The organism is Burkholderia sp. IDO3, from assembly GCF_003366075.1.
Classification (GTDB): domain Bacteria; phylum Pseudomonadota; class Gammaproteobacteria; order Burkholderiales; family Burkholderiaceae; genus Burkholderia; species Burkholderia anthina.
The window spans coordinates 545,265-569,762 of sequence record NZ_CP028962.1; the positions used below are offsets into that span (position 1 = coordinate 545,265).

Annotated in this window: 18 protein-coding genes and 2 pseudogenes; 15 read left to right on the forward strand and 5 right to left on the reverse strand. The window is 67.5% G+C overall.

From position 1 onward, the window contains the following. Positions 1-7 precede the first annotated feature (7 nt). Both groES and DCN14_RS02670 read right to left on the reverse strand, forming a co-directional pair. Complete coding sequence (gene groES / locus DCN14_RS02665) at positions 8-298, reverse strand: co-chaperone GroES (protein ID WP_096500343.1); 291 nt, start codon at positions 296-298, stop codon at positions 8-10. Positions 299-495: 197 nt separating this feature from the next. Further along, on the reverse strand, positions 496-1,515 hold the full coding sequence (locus DCN14_RS02670) for an NAD(P)-dependent alcohol dehydrogenase (RefSeq protein ID WP_096500341.1): 1,020 nt from the start codon (positions 1,513-1,515) through the stop codon (positions 496-498). A 127-nt stretch (positions 1,516-1,642) separates the two neighbouring features. Here DCN14_RS02670 and DCN14_RS02675 point away from each other — a divergent pair, with 127 nt between their 5' ends. From DCN14_RS02675 to DCN14_RS02695, 5 genes are all read left to right on the forward strand, one after another. Next, complete coding sequence (locus DCN14_RS02675; protein ID WP_096500339.1) at positions 1,643-2,596, forward strand: LysR substrate-binding domain-containing protein; 954 nt, start codon at positions 1,643-1,645, stop codon at positions 2,594-2,596. 221 nt (positions 2,597-2,817) lie between these two features. After that, positions 2,818-3,714 (forward strand): DMT family transporter, encoded by an 897-nt coding sequence (locus DCN14_RS02680; RefSeq protein ID WP_172441869.1) that lies wholly within the window; start codon positions 2,818-2,820, stop codon positions 3,712-3,714. Positions 3,715-3,976: 262 nt separating this feature from the next. Next, on the forward strand, positions 3,977-4,684 hold the full coding sequence (locus DCN14_RS02685; RefSeq protein WP_096500337.1) for a hypothetical protein: 708 nt from the start codon (positions 3,977-3,979) through the stop codon (positions 4,682-4,684). 1 nt (position 4,685) lies between these two features. Further along, the gene (locus tag DCN14_RS02690; protein ID WP_096500335.1) at positions 4,686-4,997 is read left to right on the forward strand and encodes a hypothetical protein; all 312 of its coding nucleotides are present in this window, start codon (positions 4,686-4,688) and stop codon (positions 4,995-4,997) included. A 282-nt stretch (positions 4,998-5,279) separates the two neighbouring features. Then, positions 5,280-6,587: an MFS transporter gene (locus DCN14_RS02695; protein ID WP_096500333.1), complete on the forward strand. Its 1,308-nt coding sequence runs from the start codon at positions 5,280-5,282 to the stop codon at positions 6,585-6,587. A 45-nt stretch (positions 6,588-6,632) separates the two neighbouring features. Here the strand turns inward: DCN14_RS02695 and DCN14_RS02700 are convergent, their stop codons facing one another. Further along, entirely contained in the window at positions 6,633-7,346 is a 714-nt protein-coding gene (locus DCN14_RS02700; protein WP_096500332.1) for a hypothetical protein, read from the reverse strand. Between the two features lie 284 nt (positions 7,347-7,630). Between DCN14_RS02700 and DCN14_RS02705 the strand changes: the two genes are divergently transcribed. The 5 genes and pseudogenes from DCN14_RS02705 to DCN14_RS02725 all read left to right on the forward strand — a co-directional run. Further along, the gene (locus DCN14_RS02705) at positions 7,631-9,580 is read left to right on the forward strand and encodes an arylsulfatase (RefSeq protein WP_096500330.1); all 1,950 of its coding nucleotides are present in this window, start codon (positions 7,631-7,633) and stop codon (positions 9,578-9,580) included. Positions 9,581-9,590: 10 nt separating this feature from the next. After that, positions 9,591-10,640 (forward strand): formylglycine-generating enzyme family protein, encoded by a 1,050-nt coding sequence (locus tag DCN14_RS02710; RefSeq protein WP_096500328.1) that lies wholly within the window; start codon positions 9,591-9,593, stop codon positions 10,638-10,640. Beyond that, positions 10,637-11,455 (forward strand): MetQ/NlpA family lipoprotein, encoded by an 819-nt coding sequence (locus DCN14_RS02715; protein WP_096500326.1) that lies wholly within the window; start codon positions 10,637-10,639, stop codon positions 11,453-11,455. Before DCN14_RS02710 ends, DCN14_RS02715 begins: the two co-directional genes overlap by 4 nt. After that, entirely contained in the window at positions 11,449-12,444 is a 996-nt protein-coding gene (locus DCN14_RS02720; RefSeq protein WP_096500324.1) for a YkgJ family cysteine cluster protein, read from the forward strand. The genes DCN14_RS02715 and DCN14_RS02720 overlap by 7 nt, the downstream gene beginning before the upstream one ends. Positions 12,445-12,509: 65 nt before the next feature. Continuing rightward, positions 12,510-12,716: pseudogene (locus DCN14_RS02725) on the forward strand (antibiotic biosynthesis monooxygenase); the annotation flags it as partial. Here DCN14_RS02725 and DCN14_RS02730 read toward each other — a convergent pair. After that, positions 12,716-13,648 (reverse strand): LysR family transcriptional regulator, encoded by a 933-nt coding sequence (locus tag DCN14_RS02730; RefSeq protein ID WP_096500320.1) that lies wholly within the window; start codon positions 13,646-13,648, stop codon positions 12,716-12,718. The pseudogene DCN14_RS02725 and the gene DCN14_RS02730 overlap by 1 nt on opposite strands. Positions 13,649-13,852: 204 nt before the next feature. On the opposite strand from DCN14_RS02730, the gene DCN14_RS02735 reads away from it, so the two are divergent. The 4 genes from DCN14_RS02735 to pdeR all read left to right on the forward strand — a co-directional run bounded on the left by DCN14_RS02735 (position 13,853) and on the right by pdeR (position 22,457). Next, positions 13,853-14,626 (forward strand): putative hydro-lyase, encoded by a 774-nt coding sequence (locus DCN14_RS02735; protein WP_096500318.1) that lies wholly within the window; start codon positions 13,853-13,855, stop codon positions 14,624-14,626. Between the two features lie 200 nt (positions 14,627-14,826). After that, positions 14,827-16,125, forward strand: a complete 1,299-nt coding sequence (locus DCN14_RS02740) for an MFS transporter (protein WP_096500316.1) — start codon at positions 14,827-14,829, stop codon at positions 16,123-16,125. Positions 16,126-16,241: 116 nt separating this feature from the next. Further along, on the forward strand, positions 16,242-19,886 hold the full coding sequence (locus DCN14_RS02745; RefSeq protein ID WP_096500314.1) for a hydantoinase B/oxoprolinase family protein: 3,645 nt from the start codon (positions 16,242-16,244) through the stop codon (positions 19,884-19,886). Between the two features lie 567 nt (positions 19,887-20,453). Continuing rightward, positions 20,454-22,457, forward strand: a complete 2,004-nt coding sequence (gene pdeR / locus DCN14_RS02755; protein ID WP_096500312.1) for a cyclic di-GMP phosphodiesterase — start codon at positions 20,454-20,456, stop codon at positions 22,455-22,457. A gap of 54 nt (positions 22,458-22,511) precedes the next feature. Here pdeR and DCN14_RS02760 read toward each other — a convergent pair whose 3' ends face one another. Then, on the reverse strand, positions 22,512-23,375 hold the full coding sequence (locus DCN14_RS02760; protein WP_096500310.1) for a crotonase/enoyl-CoA hydratase family protein: 864 nt from the start codon (positions 23,373-23,375) through the stop codon (positions 22,512-22,514). Positions 23,376-23,744: 369 nt separating this feature from the next. Here DCN14_RS02760 and DCN14_RS02765 point away from each other — a divergent pair. Continuing rightward, a pseudogene (locus tag DCN14_RS02765) lies at positions 23,745-24,353 on the forward strand (amino acid transporter); the annotation flags it as partial. Positions 24,354-24,498 lie beyond the last annotated feature (145 nt).

The window sequence follows — 24,498 nt, forward strand, 5'->3', positions numbered from 1 at the left end:
CACTCCGTTATTGATTGACGACCGCGACGATGTCTTCTTCGCGCAGCACCAGGAATTCGGTGCCGTCGACCTTGACGGCCTGACCCGCGTACTTGCCGAACAGCACGCGTTCGCCGACCTGCAGGTCGGGCACGATGCGCTGGCCGTCCGCGTCCTTGCGGCCGGGGCCGACGGCGATCACTTCGCCCTGGTCGGGTTTTTCAGCGGCGCTGTCGGGGATCACGATGCCCGAGGCGGTGGTGGTTTCCTGGTCGAGTCGTTTCACGATGACCCGGTCGTGCAAGGGGCGTAGGCTCATCTTTCCGTCCTGTTCTGTTGCGTCGAAATTGGTTGGCACTCTTCATCAGAGAGTGCTGACGAGTATAAAAACGCGCGGCGGCGCGATCCAATAACGGATTCGGAAAAGCATTTGCGCGAATGCGCTATGGACGGGGGAACGAGGCGGGGCGGTTGAACGGCGGAGGGAGAGAAGGCGGCCCGAGCCGCCTTCTTTCGTTACGAGGCGACGCGAATCACGACTTTCCCGAAATGCTGCCCCGACTGCAGGTACGCGTAGGCCTGCGGCGCTTCGTCGAAGCCGAACACGCGATCGACCACCGGCTTGATCCGCTGCGCGTCGACCAGCCGCACGACGTCGTCGAGCATCGCGCGGCTGCCGACCATGAAGCCGTGCAGTTGCCGGACGCCGCCGATCAGCGACAGCAGATCGAGCGCCGGGCCGCCGAAGCTGCTGAGGCCGCCGATGATCGACACGATGCCGCCGATCTTCGTCGCGGCGATCGAGCGCGGCAGCGTATCGCGTCCGCCGACTTCGACGACGAGATCCGCGCCCGCGCCGCCGGTGAGCCGCAGCACTTCATGTTGCCATTCGGGAGCTGCGCGATAGTTGATCGTTGCGTCCGCACCCAGTGCGCGGGCGCGTTCGAGCTTTGCATCGCTAGACGAGGTCACGATCGTGCGCAGTCCGGCCGCATGGGCGAGCTGCAGCGCAACGATCGATACGCCGCCCGTGCCGAGCAGCACGACGGTTGCGCCCGGTCCCAGGCCGCCGTCGACGAACAGCGCATTCCACGCGGTGATGCCCGCGCACGACAGCGTCGCGGCTTCTTCGTAGTCGAGATGCGCGGGAATCGCGACCAGCGCGGTTTCGTCGGAGACGAAGCGTTCGGCGAGCACGCCGTCGAAATGCGAGCCGGGCGACCCCGAGACTTTCTGCTGCGTGGGCGGCCCGTCGATCCAGTGCGGGAAATAGGTGTTGATCACGCGATCGCCCGGTTTGAACCGCGTCACGTCGCGGCCGGTTTCGACGACTTCCCCGGCGCCGTCGGCGACCGGTATCAGCGCATCGGTGCCGATGCCGAGATAGTCGCCGCGCGCGAACATCAGGTCGCGATAGTTCAGCGCGGCCGCGTGGATCTTCACGACGACGTCGGTCGGGCCGACCGGACGAAGCGTCGCGTCGATGCGCCGGAGCCCGGCAACGCCGTCGCCCGGTTTGACTTGCCATGCATGCATGTCGACTCCTTTTTCGAGATAGACCGGACTATCATAGTGTTGCGCGAGGGGACGCATTGGCGAGAATTCGGCCAACGATTGTCGCCAGTGTGGACACAAACCTGTCACCTCACCGGAGCGGAATTCCATGGACGAGCGGTTGAGAGGCGTCGCCGAATTTGTCGACGTCGTGGAGTCGGGCAGCTTCGCGGCGGCGGCGCTGCGCCTCGGCATGACGCGTTCGGCCGTCGCGAAGATCATCGCGCGACTCGAACAGCGTCTCGGCGCGCGGCTCCTGCAGCGCACGACGCGCCGGCTCGGCCTGACCGACGAAGGGCTCGTCTATTACGAGCAGTGCCGGCGGCTGCTGGCCGAACTCGGCGAGACGGAGGCCGCGCTCGACGCGGGCCGGCGCGAGCCGACCGGGCGCGTGCGGATCAGCGTGCCCGTGCTGTTCGGCCGGCAATGCGTGGCGCCCGTCGTGCGGCGTCTCGTCGAGCGTTATCCGCGGCTTGAAGTCGACGTGTCGTTCAGCGATCGCGTCGCCGATCTCGTCAACGACGGCTTCGACGTCGCAGTGCGGATCGGCGCGCTGGCCGACACCAGCGCGCTGGTCGGCCGAAAGCTCGGCGTACAGCGCATGGGCATCTGCGCATCGCGCGCGTATCTCGATCGTCATGGCCGGCCGTCGGGGCTCGACGCACTCGCGTCGCATGTCGGCATCGCGTATTCGCGCGGCGGGCAGCCGACGCCGTGGCGGATCATCGGCGCGGACGGCGCGGTGCACGACCATCGTCCGGCCGGCCGCCTGCGGTTCGACGACTTGCAGGCGATCGCCGACGCGGCGGCAGCCGGCGCGGGCCTCGCGTGGCTGCCGTGCTGGTTGATGGCGCCGTATATGCGCGACGGCCGTCTCGCGCTCGTGATGGACAGCGACAGCACGTCCGGCGCGGAAGTGTTCGTCGTGCGGCCGGCGTCGCGTCATCTGCCGTCGAAGGTGCGCGTCGTCATCGATGCGTTCGTCGACGAGATTCCGCGCATGCTGGCATCGGACGACGCTGACGGCGAGCGCGTGCCGCGGCGCGTCGCGCGCGCGCCGTAGCGATGACGCAGGATCGGTCGACGCGGCGTATGATCACCGCACAATTCCTATTCGGGGGCATGCCGTGATGAGCAGGACACTGCGGATCGTGATCGTCGCCGGCATCGTGACGACCGCGACGCACGTCGTATCCCGCCCGATCCTTCGATGATGCGCCCGTGTGCACGCAGCCGCGCCGCGAGCGGCACGCACGATCATCCGGTCATGCAGGGCGAGCGCGCATGACGACGATCGATCCGCCGATGGCTACGCGGCGACAACCCCGCTGGCTGCGCATCGCCCCCGCACTGTTCCTGCTGCTGTGGGCGAGCGGCTTCGTGTTCCTGAAGCTGGGATTGCGCGATGCCGATCCGCTCACCTTCCTCGCGCTGCGCTATGCGTGCGTCGTCGCGCTGCTCGTCGGGCCGTTCCTGTGGCTGCGTCCCGCATTGCCGCGCACGCGCGGCGAATGGCGCAATCTCGTCGTCGTCGGCTTGCTGCTGCAGGCCGGTTATTTTTCGTTCACGTATCTGAGCCTGAAGCTCGGCATGTCGGCCGGGGCCGTCGCGCTCGTCACGTCGCAGCAGCCGATTCTCGTCGGGCTGCTCGCGCCGATGATTGCCGGCGAGCGGGTCGGCGTGCTGCGCTGGGTCGGGCTCGCACTCGGCGCGGCGGGCGCCGTGATCGTCATCCTCGCGCGCTCGTCGGTCGCGGTGTCGTCGTCGTGGGCGCTGGTGTTCGCCTTGCTTGCGCTCGCATCGATCACCGGCGGCACGCTGTGGGAAAAACGCTTCGGCACCGATGTTCATCCCGTCACCGCGAACCTCGTGCAGTACACCGTCGGCCTCGCCGTGACCGCGCCGCTCGCGTTCGCACTCGAACCGATGCACGTGCACTGGACCGCGGGCCTCGCCGGGTCGCTCGCGTATCTCGTGATCTGCAACTCGCTGATCGCGATTTCGCTGCTGCTCGCGATGGTGCGATACGGCGAGGCGTCGCGCGTGTCGGCGTTGTTTTTCCTGATTCCGCCGGCTACCGCGTTGATCGCGCTCGTCGTGCTCGGCGAGACGATCGGCGCGCTCGCGTGGCCGGGGATGGCGCTTGCGGCCGCAGGGTTGTATCTCGTGATGCGGTATTGAGCGGGTGGCACAGGCCACGTCGGGCAGGTAACACAATTTAAAGGTTCTGACGCGCGGGTGTGCTTTTGTACATTCGCGCGGAATGCGTCCGCCCGTTCGTGCACACACGCGGCCTGTAGCGCTTCTCCGGCCTGTTCCAGGGAAACCCTGCGTGCTTTCAGTCCCGCCGGGTGCCGGTTTTGTTCTGCTTCATGAAAACCGGGCGCTTGTTGCATCGCGCTTCGAAAAGTAGATTCGCCCGACGGTAACGCCGGGGAGTCGAATGAGTTCAATTGCAATCGAGTTGGGTTCAGGAAAGCGCGCGACGCTGACACGCGCGGGAAGTGCGACGTTGCCGGTCAGTCAGCGCGCTGCGGTCGCCGAGTTGATGCTGCACTGGCCGACGTACGCGGGCCTGACAACGAACGCGATGACGTACTTACGGCAGTTGGGCCTGGACGCATTCCGTGGTGCACCGCTCGATGTGCTCAGATCCGCCATCGAGGACGGGAAAGTCGCCGTTGCGATTGAGCGTCAAGCGACAGGGAGCGGCACTGCTGGTGGTCGGCCATCGACGCCACCTTTCCCTCGGGCACATCGGCTCCCCAGTGTCGCGCCGGTGGCATCGCTTCCGGTAGACAAGCCGCTCCCGGATTGGGCGCGGCCAAGTGATGTATCCGCCGAGGAGTTGATAAGCTATCTGGAATACATCGTAGGGGGCGCAGGCGGTGATGTCGCTGACATCGCACCCGGATTCGTTGACGTCAGGCCGCTCGGTGACGCTGCCCCGTTTTTTCTCGATGATTCGGCATTGAACGATGCTTTGAGCATGGCGGCTGTCGGCCCGTTTCAAGAGGAACAGTGTTTCGAACGTTACGAAATCGACATGGAAATGTGTGCAGCTATTGGTTCGATGTATCGAGACCCTCGGACCTACGCACTGTGCAAGCAACGGGCATTCGAGAAATTCCAGACTTGTAGAGGAATGTGACATGAGCAAACCGAGACGTGCAACCATCGTGTTTTACGATGAAGAAACCGAACAGGTTACGTTGTGCACTGTGTTTCGCAAGGACGTTCAGGCTGTCCTGGATCGCGAATTGAATGCAGGTGTCGGCATCACGATTCCGCCGCACGCAGAACCGAACGACGGTTGCTCGATTACCGATGAGGACGCGCGGCGTTTAGGCGGCATTGCACTGCTGATGCAGGCGGGCGTGCATCCGGAATTGCGCGAACGGCTCAAATTCGCGGAGGCAGATTCCGTCGACTGGTCCCCGGTTCGGCGCCCGGACACGGACTGAAAAATGGCCACGTATTCGCCTTATGCCGTCGTGGTGATCCGCGGGGCTCGCCGGTTCGCTCGCATGGCTGGGGATGGCGCTTGCGGCTGCCGGGCAGCATCTCGTGATGGGGTACTCACTCGCCGGCATTTCTCACATATCGAGACTGCATCCCGATAATTGACGCGCATTTCACGCGACTCCTAGACTGCTTCGCATGACGCCGCGCTTCACGCGGCGCGACGATGCCGCGATCGTGCGCGGCATCCGCCCGTCCCGCGAGACGATCCAGGAGACAAGCCGATGCATGCTGCCGCTCCGCAGTTGCACGCCGCGACGATGCGGCGCCTGAACCTGCGCCTCATTCCGTTCCTGATGCTGCTGTACCTCGTCGCGTACATCGACCGCTCGAACATCTCGGTCGCGGCGCTGCAGATGAACGCGGATCTCGGCCTCAGCGCACAGATGTATGGCCTCGGCGCGGGGCTGTTCTACGTCACGTACATCATCTTCGAAGTACCGAGCAATCTGTTCCTCGCGCGTGTCGGCGCACGCCGCTGGATCGCACGCATCATGGTCACGTGGGGTATCGTCGCGGCCGGGATGAGCGCGGTGCATACGCCGGGCCAGCTCTATGCGATGCGCCTGCTGCTGGGCGCGGCCGAAGCGGGGTTCACGCCGGGCATCATCTATTACCTGTCCGCGTGGTATCCGCAAAGCGATCGCGCACGGGCGATGTCGTTCTTCTACATCGGCGCGACGCTCGCGTCGGTGATCGGGTTGCCGCTGTCCGGTGCGTTGCTGAACCTGAACGGCGTGCTCGGCGTCGAAGGCTGGCGCTGGCTGTTCCTGCTCGAAGGCGTGCCGGCGTTGCTGCTCGGGATCGTCGTATGGCGGAAGCTGCCCGATACGCCCGCGCATGCCCGCTGGCTGCCGGCCGACGAGCGCGCATGGCTCGAAGCCACGCTGCGCGCCGGTGCGCCGCACGAGCATCTGTCGCACGGCGCCGCATTGCGGCGGGCGTTCGGCGACGGCAAGGTATGGGCGCTGGCGGCGTTCTGGCTGTTACAGGCCTTCGGCACGATAGGCCTCACGCTGTTCCTGCCGCTGCTGGTGAAGAGCCTGTCGGGGCAATCGAGCTTCGCGGTCGGCAGCCTGTCCGCATTGCCGTTCCTGTTCGCGTGCATCGCGATGTATCTGAACGGCCGGCATTCGGATCTCGGCGGCGAGCGTGCGCTGCATCTCGGCGTGCCGATGCTGCTGGCCGGTGCGCTGCTCATCGGTGCGATCTATACGCCCGCGCTGCCCGTTGCGTATGCATTGCTCGTGTTCGCGGTCGGGTTCAACTGGGCCGCGACGCCGGTGTTCTGGGCCGTGACGACCGAATACGTGTCGGGCCTCACGGCCGCCGCGTCGATCGCGCTGATCAACGCGGTCGCGAACATCGCGGGGCTTGCGCTGCCGCCGGTGATGGGACACATCAAGGACGTCACGCATTCGTACGATCTCGCGCTGCTGCTGGTCGCCGTGGCGCTGCTCGCCGGCGGCGTGCTCGGGTTGCGGATTGCCTCGCGGCGGGCGATGCCGCTGGCCGCGCGGCGTGCCGGATGAGCACGCCAGCTGCGCGGTTGCGCACGGCCCGCCGTGCCGACTAGGTCAAGCATGCTTGGCCGCCTTCGCCATCGTTCGATGCAGCAGCACGAGCTCGATCAGTTCGACCTGATAGACGTAGCGCGACTGGACCACCTTCAACGCCATCGAGCCGACGGATAGCCCGAAGACCAATGCAATGCCCCATACGATGGCGGTATTCAGGAAATTTCCGGAAACGAATCCGCTTGTCAGCGTACTCTGCAACCACGGCAAGCCACCGGCGTCCTTGATGTTCGAGAGCGTCACGGCAAGCAGCGCATAGGCGGCCGTTCCGCCGCCGAAGAACGACACGGCGCGCGCGTCGAGGCGCTTCACCTTGAGTTGCAGGACGTGCCGCGCATACTCGAGCGTGCTGTCGTCGTAGCCGGCCAGCAGCAGCGCATGCTTCTCGTCGGTCTCCACCTCGCGCGTGATGGTGTTCAGCGTTTCCGATTTCCAGCGAAACATCTGGACGATGCCGGCGACGGGTTCGACGATGAGGGAGAGCAGGCTGAACAAGACCGTCAGTACGTAGAACACGATGGCGACGTGCTGCTGCAACGGTGCCGGGGCCGCCTTGTGCCAGAGCGCCAATGCGCCGAGCAGCACGAAGCAGACGCCGCCTCCCGCGAGCAGAAGTCGCGCCGCTTTGCGTGCCCGTTCCATCGACACGCCTTTTGCGGGGCGGTAGGGTTCGCACTTCGACAGCACTTTCAGTACGTCGGTGATCTTTGACATCGGGTCTCCAGGGTGCATTGGGTGATCGGGATGCTTCCGCCCGCCGTGTGTGCGACGTGCGTTTCGAGCGCGATCCGGTTGCTCGTTTTCGTCGCGGCGTGCGACGGGATGATGCGTCGCGGATTCCGTCATTCATCTCGAAATGGGTGCGGCCCGGTGCGGATGGACGCCATCGGACCCGCGTGCATATTCCCGCATCCCGTTAGCATGTGACGAATCCGACTTTGGGCGCCGCGCGGGCGACGCTAAGATCGCCGATCCCGTAGATCGAGCGATCCACAACAATGAAAAAGTCCGCTTCGCCCTTGCTTGCCTTCCGTTTCCGTGTAGTGTGCGCCGCGGTCGCCGGTGCGCTGTCGCTGGCATCGTGCGGCGGCGTCGACAGCGATCCGCCGCCGCAGGCCAGCGCGACGCCCGAGGCCAAACGCCCGAACATCCTGTACATCATGGCCGACGATCTCGGCTACTCCGACATCCATGCGTTCGGCGGCGAGATCAACACGCCGAACCTGGACGCGCTCGTCGCATCGGGCCGCATCCTGTCGAACCACCACACCGGCACGGTGTGCGCGATCACCCGCGCGATGCTGATTTCCGGCACCGATCACCACCTGGTCGGCGAAGGCACGATGGGTGTGCCGACCGACGAGCGGCGCGGGCTGCCGGGCTACGAGGGCTACCTGAACGACCGCGCGCTGTCGTTCGCACAACTGCTGAAGGACGCCGGCTATCACACGTATATCGCGGGCAAGTGGCACATCGGCTCGGGGATCGTCGGCAGCGCGACGGGCAGCGGGCAGACGCCGGACCAATGGGGCTTCGAGCACAGCTACGTGCTGCTCGGCGGCGCGGCGACGAACCACTTCGCGCACGAGCCGGCCGGCTCGTCGAACTACACGGAAGACGGGCGCTACGTGCAGCCAGGCCAGCCCGGACAGCCGGGCGGTACGGGCGGCAGCCCGGCCGTGTTCTATTCGACGGATTTCTACACGCAGAAGCTGATCTCGTACATCGATGCGAACAAGCAGGACGGCAAGCCGTTCTTCGCCTACGCGGCATACACGTCGCCACACTGGCCGCTGCAGGTGCCCGACCCGTGGCTGCACAAATACGCGGGCGTGTACGACGCCGGCTACGACGCGATCCGCAACGCACGGATCGCGCGGCAGAAGGCGCTCGGCCTGATTCCCGCCGACTTCAAGCCGTTCGACGGCCTGCCCGAAACGACGGCGGCGTCGCCGGCGACGGCGAACGACGGCACCGCCGGCGCGAAGTACATCAGCGCCGTGCATTCGGCCGCTGACGGCTACAGCGACTACGGCATCGGCAAGGTCGACAAGCTGTGGTCGAGCCTGAGCCCGGCCGAGCGCAAGGCGCAGGCGCGCTACATGGAGATCTACGCGGGGATGGTCGAGAACCTCGACTACAACATCGGCCTGCTGATCCAGCATCTGAAGGACATCGGCGAATACGACAACACGTTCATCATGTTCCAGTCGGACAACGGCGCGGAGGGCTGGCCGATCGACTCGGGCGCGGATCCGACGGCGACCGACACCGCGAACGCACAGGAGCCGACCTATTCCGCGCTCGGCACCGACAACGGCAAGCAGAACGCGCAGCGGCTGCAATACGGGCTGCGCTGGGCCGAGGTGAGCGCGACGCCGTTCCGCCTCACGAAGGGCTATTCGGCCGAAGGCGGCGTGTCGACGCCGACGATCGTTCACCTGCCGGGCCAGACGCAAGCGTTGCCGACGCTGCGCGCGTTCACGCACGTGACGGACAACACGGCGACGTTCCTCGCGGTCGCGGGCGTCGCGCCGCCGTCGCAGCCGGCGCCGCCGCTGGTGAACACGCTGACGGGCGTCGACCAGAACAAGGGCAAGGTGGTCTACAACAACCGCTACGTGTATCCGGTGACGGGCCAGTCGCTGCTGCCGGTGCTTACCGGCTCGGCCAGCGGCGAAGTGCATACGACGCCGTTCGGCGACGAAGCGTATGGCCGCGCGTATCTGCGCAGCGCCGACGGCCGCTGGAAGGCATTGTGGACCGAGCCGCCGCTCGGCCCGCTCGACGGTCACTGGCAGCTTTACGACCTCGCGGCGGATCGTGGCGAGACGACCGACGTGTCGGCGCAAAATCCGTCGGTGGTCAGCACGCTGGTCGACCAGTGGAAGACCTACATGAGCAACGTCGGCGGTGTCGAGCCGCTGCGTCCGCGCGGCTACTACTGAGGACGACGCGATGCGGTTCCGGTTCTGGACGCTAGGCGCGGCGCTCGCGGCCACGCTGTTCGCCGCCGCGTTCGCGGTCGGTTATGCGAATCCGCCGGGGGCGGCGGGCGGTGCGTTCGATGACGCGAATCGCGGCCGCGCGCTCGTCCCGCTGGGCTCGGAGCGGCAGTGCGAGCGCTATTCGGGGTTGCCGGCAAAGTGGCGCGACGATCCCGAAGCCGGGATGGTGCACCTGAGCGGCGGCGCGTTCGTGTTCGGCAGCACGCGCGGCTATGCGGACGAGCGTCCGGTCGGTGACGGCAAGACGCGCGTCGGCGGCTTCTGGATCGACCAGACCGACGTGACGATCGCGCAGTTCGCCGCATTCGTGCAGGCGACCGGCTACGTGACCGAAGCCGAGCAGCAGGGCGGCGCGGCGGTGTTCCATGTGCCGACGCGCGACGAGCTGAATGCACGCGACCTCGCATGGTGGACGTGGGTGAAGGGCGCGTCGTGGCGCACGCCGCGCGGCCCCGGCAGCACCGTCGACGGGCTCGGCAACCTGCCCGTCACGCTCGTCACGCAGCGCGATGCGCTCGCGTACGCACACTGGCTCGGCCGCGACCTGCCGACCGAAGCCGAATGGGAATACGCGGGCAAGGCCGGCCGCGACGACGCGTCGCTCGATGCGGCGCCGCGCGACGCGAACGGCAAGCCGGCCGCGAACTATTGGCAGGGCGCGTTTCCGGTGCTCGACACGGCCGAGGACGGTCATGCGGGGCTGGCGCCGGTCGGCTGCTACGCGGCGAACGGCTTTCGTCTCTACGACATGATCGGCAACGCATGGGAATGGACGAAGGATGCCTACACGGGGCCGCACCAGTCGCATACGAACGGCGACACGGCAGCCGTCGCCCCGCCGACGCGCCGGCACGATACGCCGATGGTGATCAAGGGCGGTTCGTTCCTGTGCTCGCGCGACTACTGCGTGCGCTATCGCGCATCGTCGCGCGAACAGCAGGAAGCCGATCTCGGTGCATCGCACATCGGATTCCGCACGATTCTGAGGGATGCGTCATGAAGCGCGCGGGGCGGATCGTTGCCGCAGGGTTGATCGTTGCGTGCGGCGTCATGCGTCCGGCGTGGGCCGTGGCCGCTGAATCCGCAGCGGCCGCCGCGCCCGCGGTGCGCGTCGGCGTGACGCGCGGCGTGCATGCGGCAATCCTCGACGAGGTGAAACGCGTCGCCGCCGCGCGCGGCCTGGCCGTCGACGTCATCGCATTCGACGACGCATCGCGCATCGATACCGCGCTTGCCGGCGGCAGCATCGACGCGGCGAGCTTCGAGGATGCCCAGCGCCTGAGCGCCACGCGCGCGGCGAAAGGCTATGCGCTGACCGCCGTCGCGCCGACCGTCACATTGCCGATGGCGCTTTATTCGCGCAAGCTGAAGAACCTGAACGAACTGCAGCCCGGCGCGACGGTCGCGCTTCCCGCCGATCCGCGCGGGATGGCGCGCGCGCTCGTGCTGCTGCAGAACGACACGCTGGTGACGCTGCGCGAACAGGCCGGCCTGCATGCGACGCTGCGCGACGTGACCGGCAACCGGCTCGCGCTGAAATTCGTCGCGCTGCGCCGAGACCGGCTTCATGCGGCGCTCGATTCGGCCGCGTTCGTCGCGATCGACAGCGACGACGCCACGCGCATGGGCCTTCAACCGGCGCGCGACAGCATCAACCTCGAGGACGCCCGCTCGCCGTATGCGAACGTGCTGACCGTGCGCGATGCCGATCGCGCGAAGCCGTGGGTCGCGCAGCTCGTCGCCGCGTATCACTCGGACGACGTCGCGCATTTCATCCTGACGCGCTACCAGGACTCGGTGCGGCGGCCGTGGTAGCCGACTACCGCCTCGCGTGCAATGCGTGCGGACGCTGTTGCAACAGCGCGCCGACGCTGTCGCTGCGCGAGCTGTTCCGGCATCGTCACCGTTTCGTCGGGGCACTGACGATCCATCGCGTGCCAAAGCGGCGGGCCGGCGAACGATCGCACACGGGCGGACGCGAGCACGCGTTCGATGCGGATGACGTCGCCGCCTGCGATGCGCTCGCGAACCGGTTGTTCCACCGCACGCACGGCACGGGCGACGAATGGATCGCATTGACGCTGCAAGGCTACGACTATCCGTCGCTCGGCCGGTGCCCCGCGCTGGCCGACGACGGCCGTTGCAGCGTGCATGCGAGCAAGCCGTCGATCTGCGGCGCGGTGCCGCTCGATCCGATGCTGCCTGACCGGTTGCAATCGCGCGTGCTCGCCGGGCGGCGCGACGAGACGGCCTGGCTCGGCGCGAACTGCATCGTCGGCGCGGACGGCGGCACGGCTTCGGCCGATGCGACGCCGGCGATACCGCTGGTCACGGCGGGGCAGGTCGCGGATCGCGCGGCGCTCGACACGTTTCGCGATGCGCTCGTGTTCGAGCGCGCGGTGTGGCGCGACGCGGTGTTCGCATCGCTGATCGACGGCGGCCCGCAAGTACGCGCGGCATTGTCGCGGCTTGCGCCCGGCGGCTACCTGACGATGTCGATCGTGCCGGTGCTGCTCGCGGCCGCATCGATCTCCGCGCAGTGCCGCATGCTGTGCGTCGATTTCATCGACGCGCAGCGCGCGTTGATCGACGTACGTATCGAAGCGGCACTCGCGCGCCGGCATCTTGACGACCGGCCGGCGACCCGCGAGTTGCGCGGTTTCGCGGAGGCACTCGAACGCGCGCGACACGCGCTCGCTGCGATGCCCGCAACCACGGAAACCCCGACGCGCACGCACGCCGATGCCCCACGCATCGACGCGTGGCTCGCCGATCGACACGATCCCGTCAAACTCACCGCGTGACCACGGCGGCACGTCACGCGTGCCTTACACTTGGCGCTCTTGCAATCGTCTCCGACGGAGCGCGCATGGATGCATCGACCTTCATTTTCCGCGCCGGGCAATACGACGACGAATTCCATCGCCTCGATCGGCGGATCGCGGACATGGCGCGCGCGACGCCCGGCTATCTCGGCGAGGAGACGTGGGAGAACGCCGAGGCGGGACTGATCCAGAACGTCTACTACTGGGAATCGGAGGCGGCGCTGCGGCAGCTGATGCAGCATCCCGCGCATCAAAGCGCTTCGACCAGCAACCGGTTGCTCTTCCCGCAATACTCGTGACACGCGGCGCGCGCGGCGATCGACGCGCCGTGCACGAACTTCGGCGCGTCGGCGCGGCGCGACATCGACACGACGATCGACGGCGGCGACGGTTGCAGCGGCAGTTCGACGACTTCGCCGCTTTCGATCAGCGCATCGACGAACAGCACCGGAATCGCGGCGACGCCGAAGCCGTCGCGCACCAGCTGCACGATCACCGAGATCGACGGCGAGCCGGTGATGCGCGTCTCCGACAGCGGCACGCCATGCGCGTGCGCGAGCGTGCGCACGATGTCCTCGAGCGCGCGGTGGGGCGCGGTGCCGCGCCCGTAGGTCAGGATCGGCTGGCGCAGCACCTGCCGCGCGAGGCCGGTGCGCGCGTTCGGCAGCAGCCCCGTGCGCGCGATCCAGCGCACCGGATAGTTCGCGAGCGCGTCGCAGACGACCGACGCCTCGTCGCTGCCTTCCACGCGAATGATCAAATCGAGCTCGCCGGCCATCAGCCGGCGCTGCAGCACGACGCTGACGTCGACGGTCAGGTCGATTTCCAGTTGCGGATAGTCGGCCGCGAGGCGGCGCAGGTAATGCGGCAGCCAGCTGTGCACGACCGTCTCGATCACGCCGAGCCGCAGCTTGCCGCGCAGCGCGCTTTCGCCGGCCGCGGCGGCCTGCAGCTCCTGCGTCGCCTCGACGACGGCCTTCGCATAGCCGAGCAGGTATTCGCCGTTCGGCGTGAGCCGGAATTCGCGGCTGTCGCGATCGACGAGCACGGTGTGCAATTCGTCCTCGAGCGCCTTCAGGCGTTGCGAGATCGCGGCCGGCGTCGCGTGCAGCGCGGCGGCCGTCGTGCGGAAGTTGCGCAGCTTCGCGAGCGTGACGAAAGTTTCGAGAAAACGCGTGTTCATGGCGGTGGAACGGATCGGGCACGCGCAGCTTGCCGGTGAAGAAAAGTGAACGGGACCGGGGAAAACCCGGAGATTCGTTAAGAAATTCTATACGCGCGGCGCAAAAAAACTCGTTGGCGACAAATTTTTTTCTTTTCTATTCTTCGCCGTATCCGCTGACGCAACACCGTCAGCCCGACGCCCTCCGATCTGCCGACGAACACCATGACGCCTTCCGAATTCCGCCAGTCCGTGCGCAACGGTACATTCCGCAACCCGACCGCCGGCCAGTGCGGCCCGTTCGCGCAAGCGAATCTCGCGATCCTGCCGAATGCGTACGCGCACGATTTCCTGCGCTTCTGTCAGGCGAATCCGAAAGCGTGCCCGCTGCTGGGCGTCGGCGAACCGGGCGCGTTCCGGCTCGACGTGCTCGGCGAGGATCTCGACATCCGCACCGACGTGCCGAGCTACAACGTGTACCGCGACGGCCGGCTGACCGGGCGCGTCGAATCGCTCGAAGCGCTGTGGCGCGACGATTTCGTCGTGTTCGCGATCGGCTGCTCGTTCTCGTTCGAGGACATGCTGGCGCGTGAAGGCATCGGGCTGCGCCACATCGAGGAGGGCCGCAACGTGCCGATGTACCGCACGACGATCTCGAACCGCCGCGCGGGCGTCTTCGGCGGCCAGCTGGTCGTGTCGATGCGGCCGCTGCGCGGCGCCGATGCGATCCGCGCGGTGCAGATCACGAGCCGGTTTCCGGGCGTGCACGGCGCGCCGATCCATATCGGCCATCCCGAAGCACTCGGCATCGCCGATCTCGGCGCGCCCGATTTCGGCGATGCGGTGACGGTGCGCGACGGCGAGCTGCCGGTGTTCTGGGCGTGCGGCGTGACGCCGCAAACCGCATTGATGGAAGCGAAGCTGCCGCTCGCGATCGCGCATACGCCCGGCTACATGCTGGTGACCGACATCACGAACGCGTCGCTGGCCGTGTTCTGACCCGAGACGCCGGCAGCCCGCGCGCTCGCCGGTCCGGCCCCGTCGCGGCAGCGTGCCGCGACCGCAGACGATCCGCCCGGCCGGAGGGCGGCGCGCATCCGTGGCCCGCGGGCCGCGAGCCCGGCACACGGGCATGCACGAGACGACACGAACCGGTTTTGACCGCACATATCGACAGGCATATCGACAGGAGCCTCACCATGGAAAGCAAGACCCTCGCGGCGCCCGCCGCCGACCCCGCGGGCCCCGCGCGCAACGGGATGTTCGGCTGGTACGCGGACGCGAAGCCGCGCGAGCGCAGTGCGTTCTGGAGCTGCAAGTTCGGCTACATGCTCGACGGGATGGATACGCAGATGCTGTCGTTCGTGATCCCGACGCTCGTCGCGACCTGGGGCATCTCGCTCGCGGACGCGGGCTTCATCGGCACGATGACGCTGCTCGCATCGGCGCTGGGCGGCTGGATCGCGGGCATCCTGTCCGACCGGATCGGCCGCGTGCGCACGCTGCAACTGACCGTGCTGTGGTTCGCCGTGTTCACCGCGCTGTGCGGGCTCGCGCAGAACTATCACCAGCTGCTCGCGGCGCGCGCGCTGATGGGCTTCGGCTTCGGCGGCGAATGGACGGCCGGCGCGGTGCTGATCGGCGAAGTGATCCGCGCGCGGGATCGCGGCAAGGCGGTCGGGCTCGTGCAGTCGGGCTGGGCGATCGGCTGGGGGCTGTCGGCGGTGCTGTACGCAGTGCTGTTCTCGGCGTTGCCGGCCGAACAGGCGTGGCGGGGGCTGTTCCTCATCGGCCTCGCGCCGGCGCTGCTGGTGGTCGTGATTCGCCGCTACGTGAAGGAGCCCGACGTCTTCGAGAAGGAAAAGGCCGCGCAGGCGAAAGTGGCCGACGCGCCGCGCCTCACCGAAATCTTCGCGCCGAAGCTGATCACGACGACGCTGCGCGCGGCGCTGCTGACGACCGGCGCGCAAGGCGGCTACTACGCGATCACGACGTGGCTGCCGACTTTCCTGAAGACCGAACGGCACCTGACCGTGATGGGCACCGGCGGTTATCTCGCGATGATCATCTTCGGCTCGTGGGTCGGTTACCTGGCGAGCGCGTACCTGACCGACCGCCTCGGACGCAAGCCGAACTTCATCCTGTTCGCGCTCGGCTCGATGGTGATCGCGTTCGCGTACACGTCGCTGAACCTGACCAACGCGTCGATGCTGTGGCTCGGCTTCCCGCTCGGGTTTTTCGCATCGGGCATCTTCTCCGGGATGGGCGCGTTCCTGACCGAGCTGTTTCCGACCCGCGTACGCGGCTCCGGCCAGGGCTTCTGCTACAACGTGGGCCGCGCGATCGGCGCACTGTTTCCGTTCCTGATCGGCGCGCTGTCGAAGCAGTACGGGCTCGGCATGAGCATCGGGATCTTCGCCGTCGCCGCCTACGGCGTGGTGATCGTCGCCGCGCTGACGCTGCCCGAGACGCGCGGCCGCGAACTCGACGCCGCTTGAGCGGGCGCCCGCCCGCCGCTTTTCACCCCCTTTTCATCGAAGCCGTCACGCGGCGCGCGACGCGCGCCGTGCGGCGGCGCTCGCCCTGAATTCAACGACGCATCGACTTCATCGCCATGACTGACCGACACACTTTCCCCGTTTCCTCCGACGCCGCCCGCTGGCAATTCTGGATCGACCGCGGCGGCACGTTCACCGACATCGTCGCGCGCCGGCCCGACGGCGCGCTCGTCACGCACAAGCTGCTGTCGGACAACCCCGAGCAATATCGCGATGCGGCCGTGGCCGGCATCCGCCATCTGCTCGGCCTCGCCGACGGCGAGCCGATTACGCCCGCGCGCGTCGACATGGTGAAGATGGGCACGACGGTCGCGACCAACGCGCTGCTGGAACGCAAGGGCGAACGCACCGCGCTCGCGACGACGCGCGGCTTTCGCGACGTGCTGCGCATCGCGTACCAGAACCGGCCGCGCCTGTTCGATCTCGACATCGTGCTGCCCGATGCGCTGTACGAGACGGTCGTCGAGATCGACGAGCGGGTCGGCGCGCATGGCGACGTCGTCGTGCCGCTCGATGTGCAGGAGGCCGAAGCGGCGCTGCGCCGCGTGTTCGATTCGGGCGTGCAGGCGCTCGCGATCGTGCTGATCCACGGCTATCGCTACACCGCGCACGAACGGATGCTGGCGGCGCTCGCGCGCCGGATCGGCTTCACGCAGGTGTCCGTGTCGCACGAGGTGTCGCCGCTGATGAAGATGGTGCCGCGCGGCGACACGACCGTGGTCGACGCGTACCTGTCGCCGATCCTGCGCCGCTACGTCGAGCAGGTCGCGCACGAGATGCCCGGCGTGAACCTGCAGTTCATGCAGAGCAGCGGCGGCCTCACGCGCGCCGACGCGTTCCAGGGCAAGGACGCGATCCTGTCCGGCCCGGCCGGCGGCATCGTCGGGATGGTGCGCGCCGCGCGCGCGGCCGGCTTCGACCAGGTGATCGGCTTCGACATGGGCGGCACGTCGACCGACGTGTCGCACTACAACGGCGAGTTCGAGCGCGTGTTCGAGACGCAGGTGGCCGGCGTGCGGATGCGCGCGCCGATGATGAGCATCCACACGGTCGCGGCCGGCGGCGGCTCGGTGCTCGGCTTCGACGGCGCGCGGCTGCGCGTCGGGCCGGAATCGGCCGGCGCGAACCCGGGGCCGGCCGCGTACCGGCGCGGCGGCCCGTTGACGGTGACCGACTGCAACGTGATGCTCGGCAAGATCCGGCCCGATCATTTTCCGCGCGTGTTCGGCCCGCACGCGGATCAACCGCTCGATCGCGACGGCGTGGTCGCGAAGTTCGAGGCGCTCGCCGACGAGATCCACGCGGCGACCGGGCGGCGCGACACGCCCGAGGCGCTGGCCGAAGGGTTCCTGGAAATCGCGATCGGCAGCATGGCGAACGCGATCAAGAAGATCTCGGTGCAGCGCGGCCACGACGTGTCGCGCTACGTGCTGACGACGTTCGGCGGCGCGGGCGGCCAGCACGCGTGCGGCGTGGCCGACGCGCTCGGGATGACGCAGGTGTTCGCGCATCCGCTGGCGGGTGTGTTGTCCGCGTACGGGATGGGCCTTGCCGACCAGACGGCGATGCGCGAGCGCGCGGTGGAAGCCGTGCTGTCCGACGCGTCGCTGCCGGCGCTGAACGCAGCGCTCGACCGGCTGGCCGACGAGGCGGTCGGCGCGCTGCTCGAACAGCACGTGCCGCCGGAGCGGATCGCGACCGAGCGGCGCGTGCACCTGCGCTACCAGGGCACCGATTCCGCGCTCGACGTGCCGGCCGGCAGCGTCGCCGCGATGCAGCAGGCGTTCGAAGCCGCGTATCGGCAGCGCTACGCGTTCCTGATGCCCGACACGCCGCTGGTGGTTGAGCTGGCATCGGTCGAGGCGATCGGTCGCTCCGACGCGCCAGTGGAAATCGCACCGCTCGCGCCCCGCGGCGAAGGCGATGCCGCCGCGCCGGCCGCCGAGTCAGCCGTGCGTTTCCATTCCGGCGGCCAGTGGCACGACGCGGCGCTCTACGTGCGCGACACGCTGCTCGCCGGCGACGCGATCGACGGGCCGGCGATCGTCGCCGAGCAGAACGGCACGACCGTCGTCGAGCCCGGCTGGCGCGCGCGGATGACCGCACAGGGCAACCTCGTGCTCACGCGCACGACGCCGCTGCCGACACGCCGCTCGCTCGGGACCGACGCCGATCCGGTGCGGCTCGAGATCTTCAACAACCTGTTCATGTCGATCGCCGAGCAGATGGGGCTGCGGCTGCAGAACACCGCGTACTCGGTGAACATCAAGGAACGGCTCGACTTCTCGTGCGCGATCTTCGACGGTGCCGGCAACCTGATCGCGAACGCGCCGCACATGCCGGTGCACCTGGGCTCGATGGGCGAGAGCATCCGCACGGTGATCGAGCGCAATCGCGGCCGCATGCGCGACGGCGACGTGTTCATGCTGAACGATCCGTATCACGGCGGCACGCACCTGCCGGACGTGACCGTCATCACGCCGGTGTTCGCCGACGGCGCCGACACGCCGCTCTTCTACGTCGGCTCGCGCGGCCACCACGCGGACATCGGCGGCACGACGCCGGGCTCGATGCCGCCCGATTCGCGGTACATCGACGAAGAGGGCGTGCTGATCGACAACTGGCAGCTCGTATCGGCCGGCGTACTGCGCGACGCCGACACACGCGCGCTGCTCGCATCGGGCCGCTATCCGGCGCGCAACGTTGAGCAGAACATGGCCGACCTGCGCGCGCAGATCGCCGCGAACCAGAAGGGCGTCGACGAGTTGCGGCGGATGGTCGCGCAGTTCGGCCGCGACGTCGTGCTCGCGTTCATGGGGCACGTGCAGGACAACGCGGAAGAAGCGGTGCGCCGCGTGATCGGCGCGCTGCAGGACGGTGCGTACCGCTATCCGCTCGACAACGGCGCGGAGATTCGCGTCGCGATCCGCGTCGATCGCGCGGCGCGGCGGGCGGAGATCGATTTCACCGGCACGTCCGCGCAGCTCGACAACAACTTCAACGCGCCGAAGGCCGTCTGCATGGCCGCCGTGCTGTACGTGTTCCGCACGCTGGTCGGCGACGACATCCCGCTGAACGCCGGCTGCCTGAAGCCGCTGACGGTGATCGTGCCCGCGCGCTCGATGCTCAATCCCGAGTATCCGGCCGCGGTCGTGTCGGGCAATGTGGAGACGTCGTCGGCGATCACCAATGCACTGTATGGCGCGCTCGGCTGCGTCGCATCGAGCCAGGGCACGATGAACAACTTCACGTTCGGCAACGATCAATACCAGTACTACGAGACGATCGCCGGCGGCAGCGGCGCGGGCAGCGGCTTCGCGGGCGTCGGCGCGGTGCAGACGCACATGACGAACTCGCGGCTGACCGATCCGGAAGTGCTCGAATGGCGCTACCCGGTGCGGCTCGACTCGCACCGGCTGCGCGCGGGGTCGGGCGGCGGCGGGCGCTGGCGCGGCGGCGACGGCGCGGTGCGGCGGATCCGCTTCCTCGAACCGATGACCGCGTCGATCCTGTCGAACAACCGGATCCATGCGCCGTTCGGCGCGGCGGGCGGCGATGCGGGCGCGCTCGGCCGCAACACGATCGAGCGGGCGGACGGCACGGTCGAGACGCTCGACCACATCGGCCGCGCGCAGATGGCGGCGGGCGACGTGTTCGTGGTCGAAACGCCGGGGGGCGGCGGCTACGGCGCGGCCAGCTGAGCCGGGCGACACGCGCGGACGATATATTCGTGTGAAAAGACCGGTGCGGTATTGCAACGGGTATGGGAATAAAGGCGTGGATTCCCGCGCAAACGGAAAGGAAAATGCCATTTCCGCGATTGCTGCAATGCGATTCGACCCCGCTGGCGTGCAATTGCCGCGTATCGGTTCCGATCGTCGTTGATTCGTCGCAAATCCTTTTCCAGCCTGGCTTCCGGCCGGTTCAGCGGGCCCCGCCCGGGCCCGCTGAACCGGCCGGCGCGGTATTGCCGAGCACGAAAAATCCCCGTTGCCAACCGAGTCCCGATTCCTTGACACCCTGTTCCAAATGTGAGTGCCAATCTTCACTGTCATTTGATAAGATGGGTCTCATCATTCGTTTGGAAAACCTGCGCGCGTCGAGCGCGAACGCCGGGTCGCATTAGGTGGAAACAAACACGGAACGAGGACCGCTGTCGCGGCCATCACGACTGCCTTGCCGGGCACGCGCGTTGCGCGGCCAGGGATCCGGGGCGGCCGTCTCGCCTCCGTCTACACTGTGCGTTTTTTCTGGATCGGGGCGTGTCCATGGATGACGAAAACGATAGCGCGGTGCTCGAGGCGCATGTCGGTACGCGCAGCCCCTGCTGGCGTCTCGGCAGCGACAGCAATGCACTCGAACTGGCCGCGGTTCGCGGCATGACCGACGTCGCGGTCGCGCTCACCGCCGAGCAGGCTGCGCGGGTGCGCGTGCTGACCGGCGTCACGTCGCACCTCGTGCTCGACATCGCACTGTTCGGCACGCCGATCAGCCTCCATCTGGTCGGCCGGAAGGTCGATACGAAAGACTGGGCCGGCACGGCCTCCGCCTATTCCGATACCGCGTCCGTCGCGAGCGATCTCGCGAACGGGCTCGCGTTCGCCGAGCAGGTCGTGTCCGAAGTGAATTCGCTCGTCGTGATTCTCGACCGTAACGGGATGGTGCAGCGCTTCAACCGCCTGTGCGAGGAAGTGACGGGCAAGCGCGAGGTCGACGTGGTCGGCCGCAGCGCATTCGAATTGTTCATGAGCCCCGAGCAGGGCGAACAGTCGCGCCACAACATCGCCGGCTTCTTCGCGAGCAACCATTCGTTCGCGGTCGAGCGTTACATCAACACGGTCAGCGGGCCGCGCCTGTTCCAGTTCCGCAACAAGTTCGTGCAGAGCGGCAGCGGCGTCGACGAGCAGTTCCTGATCTGCTCGGGCATCGACATCACCGAGGAGCGCAACGCGCAGCAGCGCCTCAGCGAACTCGCGAACACCGACGTGCTGACCGGTCTGCCGAACCGGCATGCGATCAACGAGCGCATCCGCGGGGCGCTCGCGATGGACCGCACCGACATGCGCGGGCAGGTCGGCATCCTGTTCCTCGATCTCGACAACTTCAAGCGCGTCAACGATCACTACGGCCACATCACCGGCGACCGTCTGCTGCAGGACGTGTCCGCGATCATCAGCGGCTGCCTGCCGTCCGGCGCGACGCTCGCGCGGCTCGGCGGCGACGAATTCCTGGTGCTGTTCGAGCACGGCACGCGGCCGCTGCTCGAAGCGACCGCGCAGATCATCCTCGAGCGGCTGCGCACGCCGATCCACCTCGGGCTGATGGAGGTGTACACGAGCTGCTCGATCGGCATCGCGCTGCATCCGCAGCACGGCGATTCGCTCGAGACGCTGATCCGCAGCGCCGACACCGCGATGTACGTCGCGAAGGAAGAAGGCAAGCACACGTATCGCGTGTTCTCGCAGGAGATGAACCAGAAGGTCGCGAAGTACATGTGGCTCGACACGAACCTGCGCAAGGCGCTCGAGGACGAGCAGTTCGTGCTGCATTACCAGCCGGTCGTCGATATCGCGACCGGCGACGTGCGCGGCGTCGAGGCGCTGATCCGCTGGCAGTCGCCCGAGCGCGGGCTGGTCGCGCCGATCGAGTTCATCCGCTTCGCGGAGGAGTCGGGGCTGATCGCGCCGCTCGGGCGCTGGGTGATGCGCACCGCGGCCGCGCAGGCCGCGGCGTGGAGGGCGAAGGGGCTCGGCGTGCGGATCGCGGTGAACGTGTCGGCGCGGCAGCTGCAGGACATGAACATCGTCCACCAGTTCGCGTCGATTCTCGACGGCGCGGGGCTGAAGCCGAGCCTGCTCGACATCGAGCTCACCGAAAGCAGCTTCATCGAGGACGAGGAATCGGCGCATCAGCTGATGAAGGAATTCCGCCAGCTCGGCGCGGAGATCCATCTCGATGATTTCGGCACCGGCTATTCGTCGCTGTCGCAGTTGTCGCGTCTGCCGCTCGATGCGATCAAGCTCGATCGCACCTTCATCACCGGCATCGATCGCAATCCGCGCTCGCAGGCGCTGGTGCGCTCCGTCGTGTCGCTTGCGAAGGCGCTGAGTTTCTCGGTGGTCGCCGAAGGCGTCGAGACGCACGAGGAAGCCGAATTCCTGAAGCAGATCCACGTCGATCACGCGCAGGGCTACTACTTTGCGCGACCGATGCCGGCCCAGGCCTTCGAGGCATGGCTCGCGGAGACGAGAAAGCTCAGGCTGATCGCCTGAGCGTCCGGTTGCGGCGCACCGCCGGCCACGCGGCGGCGGCGCGTTTCGCTCGCGTTACACCGTGCGCAGCTTCGACACGCGCCGGTTCTGCAGCATCACCAGGCGTTCCATGTACGCGAGATCCTTCGGCTCGATCGTGAACGCCGCGTGAACCCATTCCTCGGTGATGTCCATCAGCTCGGAGCGCGTGAGCTGGAACACGCGCTCGCGCGCGCGCAGCATCGCGCGAATGCCGTTCAGCTTCGGCTTCGTCACGTCGATGAAGGTGCGCGTTGCGAGGTACGCGTCGCCGGCTTCGAACGTCTGGTCGATCAGCCCCTGATCCGCGTACCACTCGGCCACGTGCGCCTCGCCGGACGAGATCAGCGATTCCGCGAGCCCGCGGTTCGCCTTGCGCGCGACCAGCGAATAGCCGCCCATGCCCGGGAACAGGTTGAACGCGATCTCGGGAAAACCGAGCTTCACGCCCTTCTGCGCGAGGATGTAGTGATGCGCGAGCGCGGCCTCGAAGCCGCCGCCCAGCGCGCTGCCCTCGACCATCGCGATCGAGATCGCCCCGGTGCCGAAGCCCGTGTAGATCTCGTACACGCCGTCGATGCACGAACGCGCGTAGGCCATCAGCTGATCGCGCCGGCCGCTGCGGATCGCGTCGACGAAGAAGCTCAGGTCGCCGCCGACGTTGAACAGCTCGGGCACGAGCGAGCCCGTCACCCAGAAGTCGAACTGCAGGCCGGAGTCGCGTGCGACGCGCGCGAGATGGATGATGTCGGTGACGAGTTGCTGGTTGAAGCACGGCCGCGGCTCCGATCGAAGCATCATCCACATGACATTGCGACCTTCTTCGTAGAACGCAGTCAGTTGCGTGAGTTCACCTGCTTCGTAAAACGGGCGGCACGCCGGATGGGATTGGAGTTGCATGGTATGTCCTCGTGATGTGGTTTTTCAAAGACCGCCGCGGCCGGTGTCGCGTGGAGCAACCCGCTCCCCGCATGGCGCCGGCCGCGAGGCATCGCCATTGTTGCGCGCGCACAAAACTCGAATTGCGGGGAATGACGCACGACCGGGACGCGGTTGCGCGTTGCGTTCGGCGGGTTCGGCCTCGATTGCGGCGAATGGCGGAATCGGCCCGGCGGCGGGGTATCGCATCGCGCATCCGGCGGCAGCCGTTCGACCCGGCGCGACCCGGGCGGGCGGCTTGCGGGCGGCGCGAGTTCGCCGCCGCGACGCCGATGCGGCCGGACCGTTCGCTTACGCGTCGAAAGTGCCGCCGGGCCGTCGGCGGCCGCTTTGATCGAGACGTTCACGGCCGTCGGCTGGCTCACGGTGCTCGCGACGAGCGCGGTGATCGCGCTGTCCTTCATGACCAACCGGCACTACGCGTGCACGCGTACGCCGCTCGCCAGGGAGGACGCATGGTTCCCGGGCACGCCGCCGGGAGTCGACGAAGCGGGCGCGCCGGGCCGGCCCGATCCGGTGCAGCCCACCGCCGTGCTGCTCGTCGGCAAGCATTGCGGCGCGCGCATGCACGCGCTGCCGTGGGTCAACCGGCTGTTTCCGGGGCACTTTCGCAACGTGATCTTTCGCGCGGCAGGGGAAGTCGATGCGAAGGCGTACGACGGACGCGAGCATCTCGAACGGCTGCGCCGCCCGATTGCCGAATCGATCGACTACGACGTCGCGCACTGCCGCCGCAACGACATTGCAGCCGAGTACCGGATCGCGTTCGGCATGAACCCCGTCGTCGAATGCATGTACCTCGCGTCGTCGACGCTCGATGCGTATCCGAGCGGCGTGTGCTTCGCGAGCAAGCCGATCTTCCGGCGCGTGAACTTCCCGACCGCGCGGCTGCATGTCGAGGGGCGGCAGATGGTGCTGCTGCCGGTGAACGTCGGTTAGCGCCGCGTCGGGCGCGACGCCCGGCGCCCGTTGGCAATTTCGCCACGGAGGCTCCGCGATTGCGGGGCCGTACGCTTGAATACATCACAACGTGATATAAAATGAAGGCAGGCCTTCGTGTCATCCGGCCTCTACGCCGCAAACG

Coding starts and splice junctions, on each gene's coding strand:
- pdeR (WP_096500312.1), top strand. CDS start 20,454: ATGGATGACGAAAACGATAGCGCGGTGCTCGAGGCGCATGTCGGTACG.
- DCN14_RS02700 (WP_096500332.1), bottom strand. CDS start 7,346: ATGTCAAAGATCACCGACGTACTGAAAGTGCTGTCGAAGTGCGAACCC.
- DCN14_RS02740 (WP_096500316.1), top strand. CDS start 14,827: ATGGAAAGCAAGACCCTCGCGGCGCCCGCCGCCGACCCCGCGGGCCCC.
- DCN14_RS02695 (WP_096500333.1), top strand. CDS start 5,280: ATGCATGCTGCCGCTCCGCAGTTGCACGCCGCGACGATGCGGCGCCTG.
- DCN14_RS02670 (WP_096500341.1), bottom strand. CDS start 1,515: ATGCATGCATGGCAAGTCAAACCGGGCGACGGCGTTGCCGGGCTCCGG.
- DCN14_RS02745 (WP_096500314.1), top strand. CDS start 16,242: ATGACTGACCGACACACTTTCCCCGTTTCCTCCGACGCCGCCCGCTGG.
- groES (WP_096500343.1), bottom strand. CDS start 298: ATGAGCCTACGCCCCTTGCACGACCGGGTCATCGTGAAACGACTCGAC.
- DCN14_RS02685 (WP_096500337.1), top strand. CDS start 3,977: ATGAGTTCAATTGCAATCGAGTTGGGTTCAGGAAAGCGCGCGACGCTG.
- DCN14_RS02730 (WP_096500320.1), bottom strand. CDS start 13,648: ATGAACACGCGTTTTCTCGAAACTTTCGTCACGCTCGCGAAGCTGCGC.
- DCN14_RS02705 (WP_096500330.1), top strand. CDS start 7,631: ATGAAAAAGTCCGCTTCGCCCTTGCTTGCCTTCCGTTTCCGTGTAGTG.
- DCN14_RS02710 (WP_096500328.1), top strand. CDS start 9,591: ATGCGGTTCCGGTTCTGGACGCTAGGCGCGGCGCTCGCGGCCACGCTG.
- DCN14_RS02690 (WP_096500335.1), top strand. CDS start 4,686: ATGAGCAAACCGAGACGTGCAACCATCGTGTTTTACGATGAAGAAACC.
- DCN14_RS02715 (WP_096500326.1), top strand. CDS start 10,637: ATGAAGCGCGCGGGGCGGATCGTTGCCGCAGGGTTGATCGTTGCGTGC.
- DCN14_RS02680 (WP_172441869.1), top strand. CDS start 2,818: ATGACGACGATCGATCCGCCGATGGCTACGCGGCGACAACCCCGCTGG.
- DCN14_RS02760 (WP_096500310.1), bottom strand. CDS start 23,375: ATGCAACTCCAATCCCATCCGGCGTGCCGCCCGTTTTACGAAGCAGGT.
- DCN14_RS02675 (WP_096500339.1), top strand. CDS start 1,643: ATGGACGAGCGGTTGAGAGGCGTCGCCGAATTTGTCGACGTCGTGGAG.
- DCN14_RS02735 (WP_096500318.1), top strand. CDS start 13,853: ATGACGCCTTCCGAATTCCGCCAGTCCGTGCGCAACGGTACATTCCGC.